The 12,813-nt window shown below is 71.2% G+C and carries 9 protein-coding genes; 4 read left to right on the top strand and 5 right to left on the bottom strand.

Annotated features, from left to right (window positions below):
* Window positions 1-20 precede the first annotated feature (20 nt).
* Both SMD20_RS09075 and SMD20_RS09080 read right to left on the bottom strand, forming a co-directional pair.
* Window positions 21-2,858 carry a phospholipase D-like domain-containing protein gene (locus SMD20_RS09075; RefSeq protein WP_329577598.1) on the bottom strand — a complete coding sequence of 946 codons (2,838 nt, stop codon included), beginning with the start codon at window positions 2,856-2,858 and terminating at the stop codon, window positions 21-23.
* A gap of 18 nt (window positions 2,859-2,876) precedes the next feature.
* Window positions 2,877-7,397 (bottom strand): hypothetical protein, encoded by a 4,521-nt coding sequence (locus SMD20_RS09080; protein WP_329577601.1) that lies wholly within the window; start codon window positions 7,395-7,397, stop codon window positions 2,877-2,879.
* Window positions 7,398-7,709: 312 nt separating this feature from the next.
* On the opposite strand from SMD20_RS09080, the gene SMD20_RS09085 reads away from it, so the two are divergent.
* The 4 genes from SMD20_RS09085 (at window position 7,710) to SMD20_RS09100 (ending at window position 10,327) form a co-directional block, all read left to right on the top strand.
* Window positions 7,710-8,195: a SigE family RNA polymerase sigma factor gene (locus SMD20_RS09085; RefSeq protein WP_329577604.1), complete on the top strand. Its 486-nt coding sequence runs from the start codon at window positions 7,710-7,712 to the stop codon at window positions 8,193-8,195.
* Complete coding sequence (locus SMD20_RS09090; RefSeq protein WP_329577606.1) at window positions 8,192-9,238, top strand: hypothetical protein; 1,047 nt, start codon at window positions 8,192-8,194, stop codon at window positions 9,236-9,238. The genes SMD20_RS09085 and SMD20_RS09090 overlap by 4 nt, the downstream gene beginning before the upstream one ends.
* A gap of 127 nt (window positions 9,239-9,365) precedes the next feature.
* Entirely contained in the window at window positions 9,366-10,028 is a 663-nt protein-coding gene (locus tag SMD20_RS09095) for a GntR family transcriptional regulator (RefSeq protein WP_329577609.1), read from the top strand.
* Window positions 10,025-10,327: a hypothetical protein gene (locus SMD20_RS09100; protein ID WP_329577612.1), complete on the top strand. Its 303-nt coding sequence runs from the start codon at window positions 10,025-10,027 to the stop codon at window positions 10,325-10,327. Before SMD20_RS09095 ends, SMD20_RS09100 begins: the two co-directional genes overlap by 4 nt.
* Here SMD20_RS09100 and SMD20_RS09105 read toward each other — a convergent pair.
* From SMD20_RS09105 to SMD20_RS09115, 3 genes are read right to left on the bottom strand one after another with little or no spacing between them, the layout of a single operon-like run.
* Entirely contained in the window at window positions 10,254-11,183 is a 930-nt protein-coding gene (locus SMD20_RS09105; protein WP_329577615.1) for a DMT family transporter, read from the bottom strand. The genes SMD20_RS09100 and SMD20_RS09105 overlap by 74 nt on opposite strands.
* Window positions 11,180-11,950, bottom strand: coding sequence for an amino acid ABC transporter ATP-binding protein (locus SMD20_RS09110; protein ID WP_329577618.1), 771 nt, complete (start codon window positions 11,948-11,950; stop codon window positions 11,180-11,182). Before SMD20_RS09110 ends, SMD20_RS09105 begins: the two co-directional genes overlap by 4 nt.
* A complete protein-coding gene (locus SMD20_RS09115) occupies window positions 11,947-12,780 on the bottom strand; it encodes an amino acid ABC transporter permease (RefSeq protein ID WP_329577622.1) in 834 nt (277 codons plus the stop codon). Before SMD20_RS09115 ends, SMD20_RS09110 begins: the two co-directional genes overlap by 4 nt.
* Between the last annotated feature and the right edge of the window lie 33 nt (window positions 12,781-12,813).

A 12,813-nucleotide genomic window follows, 5' to 3' on the forward strand; every position in this document is an offset into this window, starting at 1 on the left:
GGATGACCGGCGCCCGGCCCTCACGAACTCGTGCCGGGATCGATGACGCTGTCGAACAGCAGGGGGTGGTCGGCGGTGACGAGCCCCAGGCCGATGCCTTGCAGGATGTCGCTGATGGCGCCGTCCCCGGTGGACGCGCCGTACATCAGGTGCGTCGGCCGGGTGTCGGTGGTGACGAGGCGGTTGCCCAGCAGCGGCGAGCGCCGGAAGAGCCGCGCGGCGTCGGCTGGGTCGCGCAGCAGCGGTGCGGCGAGCCCTTCAGGCAGGTCGGCCATCTCCGCCCACAGCCGCCGCCGCAGCGCGGCGACAGGGTTGGCCGGGTCGGCCTTGAGCGCCTGCGGAACCGTGAAGATGTTCGCTTCGCTGTCGTGGGACATGCCGCGCCGGTTCAGGTTGGCCGAGCCCAGACTCAGGAACACGTCATCGACGATCATCAGTTTCGCGTGCACGTAGACCTCGGGCAGGTGCACGACCGAAGCGGTCACCCCGGCCGGATGGGAGCGGGCCCGGGCACCCTCGGCAGCCGGGCCGCCTCGTACCAGCCGGGTGCCTTCGCCGCGGACGACCACGAGCCGCCGGATCTCGGGATCGCTGCCGATCTCGTCGTGGACGTACATCAGTTCGCCCTCGACCGCCAGCCAGAACGGGGGCGGTGGCACCCTGGCAGGTGGCCCGACCGCCACGACCGTGTCAGCGGCGGCGACACTCTCGGCGAGCCGGCACTTGCCCGACGAAGCTCGGCGGTCGTTGCCCGGCAGCCGCCACCGCAGCCGCGGGTAGCCGATGTGTACGACGCCGTCCTCGGCGGCGTCGTACACATCCTTGATCAGACCAGTCCTGATGATCTCACCGAACGGCTGGTCGGGCAGTCCGGGCATGACGACCACAAGGCTCTTCACCCGTCCCGCCGCGGCGATCAGCGCGTCACGGTAGTCCTGGGGCGGGGTGAAGTACTGGTCGTGTACGTAGACGGACTCGCGGGCGGAACGGAGGGCGTTGAGTATCGTGTCGTGGATCGTCATGTCGCCCTGCGGAGCGAAGGCGAACCGCCGCGCCGGCGCGGCGGGCCGGAAGTAGGTCCGCGCGACCTGCACGATGTCCGTCCCCAGGCTCTCCCACACGGCGTTCGACAGTTCGTGCGCGGCGTTGGCGTCGCCGTCACGCTTCCAGCGTTGATGAAAGGTGAGGGCCAGATCGCGGACCGCGGGACCCTCGACCCGGGCGTGCACGTCGTGGAAGGGCAACGCAGCGAGGTGGCGGGCGTCGTCCAGCCGGTCGGGCCAGATGTCGATGCCGCCGCAGTAGCCGATCGTCCGGGTCGCGTTCCGGACCAGGGCGAGCTTCTGGTGATGCACGCCGAAGCGGGTGGTGGCGTCGTACAAGGTACGCAGGATGAGGGTGTCGGGGGAGCGGACGGTGTTGTCGTCGATCGTCGCGGGATAGGGCGAGTAGACGCAGGAGACGCCCTGGAGCTGGCTGAGCTCATCGACGGCCGGCTTGTTCTGTTCCAAGGGCTCGCCTCTCGCGCTGAAAAGCCGGTCCAGGTAGAGCTGGGCGCCGATGAGCAGCAGAAACCAGACCAGTACGCCTGAGCCGTCGGTCCGGATCGCCGGCACCCCTCGCAGCGTGACGACCGCCGAGGTCACCAGCGTCAGCAGCACGCCCAGGTGGAAGGAGACCGACGAGCCGGGATTGAGCTGGTAGAGCCGGGACGCCAGGATGCGCACCTCACCGTGCTTGAGGCCGAGCGCCGCGCAGGCGTCTTGAAGCGTCACGGGCAGGTCGTCCGGGTCGTCCGGGCCGGGGACGATGAGCTTGACCTGGTGATCCACGGACCATCCGGCCAGGTCGAACCGGCCGGCGCCGGACTGGGCGGCGTCGTGCAGGGCGAGCAGGAGGTCGTGGAAGTACTCCGGGCCGTTCACGAAGTAGCGGACGCGGTTGCCGCGTGTGTAGCGGTGCAGCGGGAAGTCGGCGGGGTCCTCCGACACGGCCGTCTGCCGCGCGAACCATTGGCCCAGGTCTGTGTAGATCAGATGCCTGGCGGCCGGTGACACGGCCTGCTCGCCGGCGGCCGCGGCCTGGTCCTCCAGCCGAGCGAGCTGGATCTCCGCGGCGCCGGCCGGGACCGGGCGTATGGTGACGGCGCCGCCCGCGCTGAACAGGTCCGCGATGGGCATGGCCCTGTGGTCGGCCCGGTGCTTCCTGGACACGGCCTTCTGCAGGTCCCCGTCGTCGCCGGGCTCCAACTCGGCCCTGTACGCCGCCGATCCGAGGACGATGTCGACCTCGCCGGACATCCGCGGTTCGCCGGTGTGGTCCAGGAGCAGGACCGGCGCGGACGTGTGCCGGCCGAGCGGCGCGATCGCGTCGTGGAATGGCTTCCAGTCCGCGGCGTCGCCGCGTACGGCGGTGATCGCCCCGAGGATCTGCGCGGCCCAGGTGGGCGGGTCCAGGACGAGCCTGTCCTGGACGGCCATCAGGATGGTGACCGCCGTACCGGAGCAGAGCGGCTCGCCGCCCGCCGCCAGGTCGCCGTCGGAGAACGCGACGAGCGAGCCGTCGTCGGGCAGCACGAGGTAGAAGGTCGGCAGACCCCAGGGAAGCGCGGCCATCAGGCGGCGGGCGGGGAACGGGTCCGGCTGGAGCTCAACGACGGCCGTTCCGCCGCCGATGGCCTTGCGGAGCGTGCCGAGGGCGGGCGCGCGGATGCCGGCCGTGCCGCCGGCAGGCGGCGTGGCGCGTAGGCCGCGCAACCGGTAGCCGCCGTAGCGGAGCCCGGCCGGGACGATCACGTGGCCGACCGTCTCGTACGTCCAGGCGTCCGGCGTGGTCAGGGGCGAGAAGAAAGAGGGCACTGCAGGCTCCGTTCGGGGTCAGAGGAGGCTGACCGGGTCGCCGCGCCCGGAGCGTGACCAGGTGCCCTGTGCGGCGAGTCGGTACCGGCGGGGCCGCCCGGGCGGAAGTTCGAGCACGGCCTCAGTGCGGTGCGCGGGGAGCCAGGGGGTGACCTGTGTCCATGCGGCGCCGTCAAGGCTGCGTTCCAGCGCCCACAGGCGGACGCCGTCGGCCGCGGCCCAGGACACCTCGTCGCGCCCGTCCGTGGCCCTCACGGTCAGGGCCGGGAGCCTCAGCGGGCCTGGCGGCACCAGCACGGTGCGTCCGGTGCTCGGTGGTGACGGGATGCCGTCACGGCTGAGGGCGACCGCCCATAGCGTCAGACGTTTCTCCGGCGCTGGACCCAGCTCGCAGGAGACCTGCCGGTACGGGGGGTCGAGCGTGCCCGCGGCCACGTCGAAGGGGCGGGGAGCGAGGAGGGTGCCGTCCGACAGGCGCAGGCGGACGCCATCGTCGGGGTACAGATCACGACGGTTCGGCATGCGCAGGACCGTCGCCGCCGGGTCGATGAGCGCGTCGGCCGGGGCGGCCTGGTGCACGAACATCAGGAGCCAGGCGAGGTCAAAGGAGTCGCCCACCAGCGCGGAGACCGTCACGGTCCCTCCGGCGCCGGCTTCGGCCGTGAACCGGGGGGTGCCGGGCGGGCGCGGCGAGGGCACCCGGACCGCCAAGGGAAGGACCGCAGCCTCGGCGGACAGGTGCCCGGCCTGATCGGCCAGACGTACGCGCAGAAAGTGGCGCTCGGCCGGTCCGGGAAGGTCGAAGGAGACCGTGCCGTACGGCACCGGAGACGGCAGGGCCGCCTGCCACTGCGTCTCCAGGGCGGGACGGTGGCGCAGCAGGGCGTCCAGGAGGAACCGCGTTTCGATCCGGCCGGGTTCGCCTCCGCGTATCTGTGCGAGGAGGGCGGTGTGGTCGGGCGGGCTCAGACTCCACTGCTCGGAGGCGCCGTCGGGCAGGGCGAGGCGGAACCGGCCGTCGGCCGTGACGCCGAGCCTGGTGACGAGTTCGGCAGCGCCGAACCGGTCCAGCTGGAGGCGGTGTCCTGCCGGTACCTGGAGGTCCGGCAGGATCGCAGGGAGGTCCAGCGTCACAGGGACGGCCGGCAGGACCGGCTCGGTCGTCACATGCTCGGGGACGTCGGGGAGCGCGTCGGCGGCGCTGAGGACGGGCCGTCCCCGGTAGCGGGCCTGCACGACGACCGGCACGATGCTGCTCTCGTTACCGGGGCGGTCTCCGCCGGGAAACTCGTCCGGCACGTAGCTCTCGCCGTCCGCTGCGCTCACGCCGATCCAGGCGCGCGCCAGAGGGCCGGCGGCGTCAGGAGCGAGACGGTCGCGCAGGACATGCTCGTACCTCTTGGCTGAGGTCACCGGGTAGGTGGCCACTCGTTCGGCCCAGGCGAACGGGCGGAGCTCCGTTCCGTCCAGGTGCGGCTGGAAGACGAACGGGCCTTCGGCGGGCGGCTCGCCGGACAGCCTGGACGGGCGCAGGACCACGGTGACCGACGTACCGCCGGTGTGGGAAAGGACCTCGTGCGGGCGGCCGCCCGTCGAGAGGTAACGGCCGGCCATCGCGGAGGGGGCGATGGCGCTGTCAAGGGACGCGGTCATCTCCCAGCCGTCGGAGGTCCTGACCGCGGGCCCGGTGAGCCGGCCCGGGACAGCATCAGGAGGCGCGGGCTGCCAGTAGACCCGGAACTCCCGGGTTAACGGATCACGCGCGCGTTCCTCGTCCGTCCAGCCCCAGCTCAGCACCACGGCGTTGGTGGCCGTTCCAAGCCTGTCCAGGTCGCCGGCGTCCAACCCCTCGTCATTCCGGTGCAGCACACGGGCGCGAACACCGAAGGGCTCGGCGGTCCCGGGCGGGGGCGGTGGATCCGGGGGCGCGACGGGCCGGGGCGGAGGGCGGTGTTTCTCCAGGCGGACGACGGACCCCGTCGCGGCCGAGGCGGACCGGCGGCCGAGAACGTCCACGGAGAAGATCCGGTACTGGTGCAGGCTGCCCGGTGGCGGCCCGCCCGCCTGCTCGGTGACGAGCACGTCGTCCAGGTCCATGAGAGTCGTCACCGGGGGTTCGGGCGGGCACGCTTCGGGGAACGCGGCCGCCAGATCCGTGCCGGGAACCAGCGGTGCGGGCTCGCCGCGCGCGGTGCGGTTGCCGAAAACGAGCAGGCTCGTGCCGTCACGCTCCAGGGACGTGTAGGGACCGCCGGTGTCGACTCTGCGGCGCTCGATGACGAAGGCCATCGCGTCGCTGGGTGGATGCGCGCCCAGGTTCGGCGGCCACGGCATCGGGTTCGCGTCGTACGGGGGGAGCCAGCGCAGCCGGAATCCCAATGCGGGCGGCGGGACGGGAACGCCGTCCGGCGGGAGCGGCGCGGGCGGCTCCTGCAGGTTGACCGTCCCGAGGAAAGCCGGGGCTGGAGGCGGCTGGGAGCCCGTGTGCCGGACGCCGCGAAGGACCGCCGAGACGGTAACGGCCTCGTCGGGGTCCGCGGACGCCGACCGGGGCACTCGCAGGCCGAACAGGAAGCCGGTCCCGGTCAGGACCACGCGGTTGATCTCCTGGGGGAAAGTCAGGGTGACACGGCCGCCCGCGGGAACCTGCTCCTGCCAGGTGGGGAGCGGTGATCCGGGAGGGTGGCCGTAGCCGTCGGCCGCAAGGTCGTGCCCGGGCGCCAGATCCAGCACGATGTGCCTGGTCGGCCAGCCGACAGAGATGTCCAGTGGGCTGTCGTGGGTGATGGCCACGCCCCTGCGGCAGGCGGAGCGTAGCGCACCCGGTGCCGGGGCGGGGTGAAGGTCCACGGTCGTGGGGGCGGGTGTGCGGCAGCGGAACGGCCCCAAGCCGAACCAAATCGGCAGGGTCGTGCCGAGCGGCACGTTCTGGAAGCCGTAGAGGATCTCGTCGATGTCTCCGCGGCGGAACCTGCCGGTGATCCGGTAGTCGTAGGTCGTTCCCGAGACGGCCGTCGTGTCCAGCCAGCCCAAGCCGAGGACCCTCCGCCACAGCGGATCGACCGCCAGGGACATCACGAACGGCCATGCCTGGAGGCTGTGGAAGGGGTCCGTCGCGTCGGCGCGCGTCCGTAGCGTGGCGCTCACGGGGCTCAGCCCGCGGGACACCTCCAGCGTCTCCTTGAGCGCGGATGTGACGTCCGCGAACGTCTGCGGATCGACCTGCTCGCCGGGGAGGGCTCGGGCCCGCGCGGCCGCGAGTTCGGCGGCGGGTGTTCCGAGGGTGCCGTCCAGCTGTCCGATCGGCAGCTGGATGCCGGTGACCAGGTACGGAACGCCTGCCCAGTCCTGTTCCTCCTCCACCGGCCCGTCCACGCAGATCGTCAGTTCCCGAAGAGCGCTCCGGGCGTAGAGCAACATCTTGTCTGCCGGCCCCGCGGCGAACCTCTGGTCGTGCGGGTCGCCCTCCCGGGCCGCCACCACCTCGTGGCCGAGCATCAGGATGGTCAGCGCGTAGGGTGTGTCCGCCGAAACGCGGTTCACCTTCTGGCTGGTGTACAGCTCAAGCTCGTAGAGAAGGAACAGCTCGGGCTCGGGCGGGACGTGCGTCACGGGGCCGGGGCCCAGAGGGGGCCGGGTGTCGGTCTCGACGCAGGTTTCCAGCAGAAGCATCTCGCGGTTGTCGGGGGTGATCACGAGCCTGCGGATCGCCCTGCCGGTTAGTCGGAACGTCAACGGCCGTGCCCCTGGACCGGATATCCGGACCTCGTCCAACAGCGCTCCCGATCCGTCGTAGACCTGTGCCAGGCCCTCGCCGGCGAACCGAGCCACCGTGAAGCTGACGGTTCGCGCGGGAAGACCAAGCAGCGTGACGTCCAGTCCCTGGCCGCAGTCCAGTCCGGTCAGGCCGCCCCAGGTCACCGCCCGTGTCTCCGCCGCGCCGCTCTCCTCGAAGGCGAGGTTGTCCAGGAACAGCGGGTTCGGGCCGGTTCCCGGCCGGGGCGCTGGCGTCACGCATCGCCATCGGCCCGCGCACAGCCGGATCAGTTCGGCGGGCTCGCCCGTTCCGCCGGTCTCCAGCACGATCCGGGTGATGGCCGTCCCGGCGAGTTCGAGTGTCGTGAGCGACCCGGATCCGGTGGCCGAGGCGGCCGCCGAGCCGTCGGCGTTCCACGCCTCCACCCTTACCCGGCCGCGCACCTCCAGTCTGACGGCCCGGGCACGGGGAAGCCGCACCTCGACCCGCGCGTCGTATTCAAGGCCGACCCGAGTGATGCTCGCCTGCGCCGGCGATTGGCCCTGCCGGTCCTGGACAGCGAACACCATGCCGCTCTCGGGCAGCGGATTCGGCACGTTCCCTGGCGTTCGCCCGGAGAAGTCCACGCAGATCGGGCGCTCGGGCTTGGTGGGGTCGTCGTACGGATCGTCCAGCATTCCTGGAGGGAACACGGGGCCGCCCACGCGCCGCAGCGAGAGCGCGCCCTGCGCGGTGCCGATCCAACCCTTGGCGTCCAGTTCACCGAGTGCGGCTTCGTCCACAGTGAAGCAGAGTGGCGCAGGTGCCTTCTGAGCGGCTCTGCGCTGCACCGAGAAGCCGTCCGTGGAGTAGCCGGCCGTCGCAGGCGGCGCCCACAACAGGTGCACACCGTCCTGGCCCGCTCCGTCCAAGCATGAGACAGCATTCGCACGTAGGAAGCTCATCGCGCCAGCCTCTTGTGGCCCGTCATCCCGTAAGGCCCCCTCGCCAGCATGGGACCGGTTGGGTAAGCCGTCAATGGGGGACCGCCCTGCGAACGCCAGCCCGGGGAGCTGGTCGAGACGGCAGGTTTTTTGCAACGGGGACGCCGGCCCGTGCGTCCCTGGGAGGTGGAGTTCGAGGAGTTCGTCCGCGCCAGGAGCCATGCGCTGCTGCGCTACGGCCTGGTGCTGACCGGCAGCGCCGACGACGCGGCCGACCTGGTCCAGGAGGCGCTGCTCAAGCTGAGCTCTTCGTGGCGCCGGGTACGCAACAAGGACGACCCCGAGGGGTACGTGCGGACGATCATGGCCCGGCAGCATGTGAGCTGGTGGCGCAGGAGGCGGCGGGAGCAGCTCACGGCCGAGGTTCCCTCGCCGGTCCACGAGGACGAACACGAGCTCGGCGAGATCTGGCAGCGCCTGCGGGCCTTACCGGCCAGGCAGCGCGCGGTGCTGGTGCTGCGCTACTACGAGGATCTGGCCGACGAGGAGATCGCGGCGAGGCTCGGGATCTCGCGGGCGACCGTCCGCAGCCAGGCGTCGCGCGCGCTGGCGACGCTCCGCGTCCGTGCGGACGCGCTAACGGGGAGGTGGGGATGACGACCGAGGAGAAGCTGGCCCAGGCGCTGCGCACCATCGCCGACCGGGCCGAGGACCGAGACGTGCTGCCCGGCGTGCTGGCCAGGCGGCGGCGCCGGGCTCACCGCCGGACCCAGGTGGCGCTCGCGGCGGTCTGCGCGACGGCCCTGGCCTTCGTCGTGACGGTCGCCTGGCCCGTGCCGCGCGTGGACACGGCCGAGCCGGGGCCGGAGCGGAACGCGGTCGACCGGGTGTGGCCGGAGGCGGTGTTCACCCTTCCCGGGCGGTCCAGGCCGCTGGCGGCGATCAGCGCCACGGAGGTGCTGGTCTGGGGCGAGCGGGGAACGTTCGAGGTCTACGACGCCGCCTCCAGGAGTTCGCGGACCGTCGTCACCGGCCTCGGGCAGGTGCCGCGGCTGCTGGCCGTCGACCGTGAGCGGGTGGCCTGGGTCGCCGGCGGGCATGCCTGGGTCGCGTCCTTGCGCGCCGGCGGAGGGGCGAGGAAGGTCGGGCCGATCCCGGGCGAGAACGTCGATCGTCTGGCGCTCGCCGGCCCTGACCTCGTGTGGTCGGCGCCGCTGGACGGGGTCTGGCGGATGAACATCGACGGAGGGGTCCCGGAACGGGTGCCCGGGTCCAAGGGCCTGCAGCTCGTGGAGTGGCCGTGGGCGACGGACGAGCCTCTGGACGTGCGTACGAATCCGACCAGGGTCGTGGATCTGCGGACGGGAGCCGCCGTCAAGGTCCGTCCCGCGCCCGGCGTCGTCCGCCTGCGCTGCGGAGCGACCTGGTGCACCGGGACCCGCGGGAACGACACCGTCGTGCAGCGCGGCGACGGCAGCGGGTACGAGGTCCGCCGAGGGCTGCGCGGCTATCCGTACCGGGATCGGTTCTTCGTCGGCTCGGGCGAGATCTACGACGCCCGCACCCGGACGACCGTGACGTTCGAGGGCACCCGGCTGCCGGCGGGCGGCAGGCGATGGTCGGTGGGTGAGGGTGTCGTCTCCTGGACGCAGGGCGGCAGGGTACGCGTGGTCAACCTCGCCGCCGTCCCTCAGCCGTAGGCCTCGGCGGCTCGGCGGGTATAGGTTGCAGGATGGCCGCCACCCGCTGATGGGCGCGGCCTTGTCCTGGCTGTGTACAATGTTGTATACAGCATCCTCGGCGCGTATCGGGAGCAGGACATTCAGCATGGCCGTGACGCCTGACAAGAAGAAACGCCCGACGACGGAGTTCATGGCCGACGTCGTGCACGAGCGTCTGCGCGACGCGATCCTCTCCGCCGAGTTCCGCCCCAACCACCGGCTGGTCGAGGAGGAACTGGCCGACTGGTTGCAGGTCAGCAGGACTCCCGTGCGTGAGGCCCTGCTGCGCCTTCGCCAGGAGGGCCTGGTCGTCCAGCGCAAGGGCTGGATCGTACGGGACCACGCGCCGGAGGAGATGCTGGAGATCATCGAGGCGCGGGCCGGGATCGAGGCGCACGCCGCCTACCTGGCCGCGGGCCGTCTCGACGGGGAGCGGCTCGGCAGGATCGAGGAACTCATCGAGCGGATGGAGCAGCCCGGCATCTCGCGCGTGACGCTCAACCAGCTCAACAACGAGTTCCACGACCTCATCACCGAGGGCGCCGCGAACTCCTTGATCACGCAGTTCTACCGGCGTACGAAGGTCAACTACTGGAACTTCCATCAGCCGGTCGTGTTCACGCCGGCCGATGACGAGGTCGTCAACTCCCAGCACCGTGAGCTGGTGGCGTTCATCAGGGCCGGTGACGGCGACAACGCCGCGCGGGTGGCACGCGAGCACGTCGCGGCGACCATCCGGATCATTCGCGCGTCTCTGGGCCTGCAGTGATCGAGGCGTCCACCGCGTGGACCCATCTGTTCCCCGGCGCGGCCGTGGTGCTGCCGGGGCCGGATGAGCTGCGCCCCGTCGGCCTGGTGATCAACTTCGCGGACGGGGCGCGGGCACAGGCGGAGGTGCTGCTGCCCGCCGGCGGCGGCGCGGCGGGCGCGTTGCTGTCCGTGACGGCCCACACCACCGGTGCGGGCACGGCGCTGCCCGCCCGGATGTGGCTGATCAGGGCAGCCGAGCCGGGACCGGACGGTCTCGTACTGCGGCTGGGCGGCCGGGTCCCGCCCGGCTCGCCCTGACGGTGGCGTACCCGAACAGCAGCAGGCCGAGCAGCGTCACGCCGAGCGCGGCCCACTGCGCGCCCGCCATCCGCTCGCCGAGGACCAGCACGCCGAGGAGCAGCCCGACGATCGGCTGGAAGTAGGTGTTGACCGAGGCGGCGGTCGATCCCCAGAGCATGATGAACCGGAAGTAGAGCAGATAGCCGGCGGCCGAGCCGAGCAGGCCCAGTTCGAGCAGGGCCAGGATCGGCAGCGGCCCCGGCCGGTCGACGGTGAGGTGCCCGGTCGCCGCCGTGACCGGGAGCAGCACGAGCGCCCCGGCCGCGAACTGCCCGCAGGCGATGACCGAGGGCGCCAGCTGTGACAGGAAGCGCTTGGTGTAGACGTTTCCGCACGCGAAGATCATCGAACTGGCCACCACGACGAGCTGCCACTGCCAGTTCCCCTCCCCGTCCGCCTGACCCGGTCCCGACAGCAGCCCGATCCCGGCGAAGGCCACCACCATGCCGCCGAGCCGGAGCGCGTCGAAGCGCTCGGTCCTGGCCGCCAGGACGGCCATGAGGAAGACGAACACCGGCGTGGTCGCCGACAGCACCACCGTGGTGGAGGAGCTGACGTGCTCCTGGGCCGCCGTGAGCAGGGTGAAGGGCAGCGCGATGTTGAAAGCCCCGAGAACGAGCAGGTGCGGCAGCTCCCGGCGGGAGGAGGGCAGGCGCCGCCGGCGCGTACGCAGGAAGACGGCGAGCACCGCGGCGGCCAGCGCCGTCCTGATGAGAACGATCATGTACGGGCTGAAGCCGTCGAGGGCGATGGCGGTGAAGAAGAAGCTGGCTCCCCAGATCGTGGTCATCGCCGCGTAGAGCAGGACGTTCATGCCCTGCTGGTCATCTTCGTCAGGAACGCGCCCGTACGCTCCTGAACGGGGGACCTGAGGATCTGCTCAGTGGGGCCCTCCTCCACGACCGCGCCGTCCACCATGAAGACGACCCGGTCGGCGATGTCCTCCACGAGCGGGATGTCGTGGGTGGCCAGCAGCATCGTGCATCGTTCGCGGGCCAGGTCGCGGATGACGTTGGCGACCTCGACGCGCAGCTCCGGATCCAGGGCGCTGGTGGGTTCGTCGAGCAGGATCAGGCTGGGGTCCATGGCCAGTGCCCTGGCGATGGCGACCCGCTGCTGCTGACCTCCGGAGAGCTGGCGCGGGTAGTGGTGCTCCCGGCCCGTCAGGCCCATCCGGGCGAGCAGGTCCATCGCCTGCCGGGTCGCCTCGGCCCGGTCGCGGCCGAGCACCTCGCGCGGGCCGAAGGCGACGTTCTCGACGGCCGTCATGTGGCGGAAGAGATTGAAATGCTGGAAGACCATGCCGATGCGGGAACGCTGGAGGCTGGCCTCCTTGTCGCCCAGCGGCTGGAGGTGGTCACCGGCCTCGCGGTAGCCGAACAGCTCGCCGTCGACCTCGATCCGGCCGGAGTCGATGATCTCCAGGACGTTGACGCAGCGCAGGAAGGTGGACTTGCCGGCTCCCGAGGGGCCGATCAGCGCGACGATCTCGCCGTCACGCAGGTCCATCGAGACGTCCTTGAGCACCTGGGTCCGGCCGAAGGACTTGAACACGTGCTCGGCTCGCAGCTTGACGGTCATCGCGCCGGCCACCTCTTCTCGATGAAATGCTGCAGGACAGTGATGGCCGCGGTGAGCACCAGATACCAGAAGGCGGCGACGAGCAGCAGTTCCAGATACTTGAAGTTGGTGTAGTAGACGCGGCTGACCGACAGGAGGATCTCGGAGTAGCCGATCGCGTAGGCGAGCGACGTGTTCTTGATCATCATGATGTACTGGTTGCCGACGGCCGGCATGACGATGCGGAACGCCTGGACGAGCACGATCTGCCGGATGATCTTTCCTCGGCGCAGGCCCAGCGCCCGCGCGGCGTCCCGCTGGCCCTGGTCCACGCCCTGGATGCCGCTGCGGACCACCTCGGCCATGTAGGCGCTCTCGGCCAGGGTGAGAGCGAACAGGCCGGCGATGAACGGAGTGAAGAAGGCGCTGGCCGGCTGTTGCGGGATGAGCACCGTGTCGGTGAACGGGACGCTCAGGCTGATCTGGCCGATGACGCGGGGCACGGCGTAGAACCAGATGAGCAGCTGCACCAGCATGGGGGTGCCGCGGAAGACGAAGATGTAGCCCGTCGCGGCGGCCCGCAGGACGGCGTTCTCACTGATGCGCGCCAGCGCGATGACCGTGCCCAGCACGATGGCCAGAGCGGTGCTCAGGGTCGCCAGCGACAGCGTGCTCCAGACGGCCTGGACGATCGTCGCGGAGAACAGGTAGCGGCCGACCGTGGCCAGATCGAACACGTCCGACGACACGAACGGCCAGATGATCAGGGGAAGCGCCACGACGACGACGCCGGCCTGGGCGATCTGGCCCCAGGGCCGGGGTTTCCTGACGGGACAGTATGTGGTGTTCATGGGCTTTCTCTCACAGGGCCGGTACGGCGGGCC

Origin of the sequence: Nonomuraea sp. LP-02 (assembly GCF_036289125.1) — a bacterium.
Classification (GTDB): Bacteria; Actinomycetota; Actinomycetes; order Streptosporangiales; family Streptosporangiaceae; genus Nonomuraea; species Nonomuraea bangladeshensis.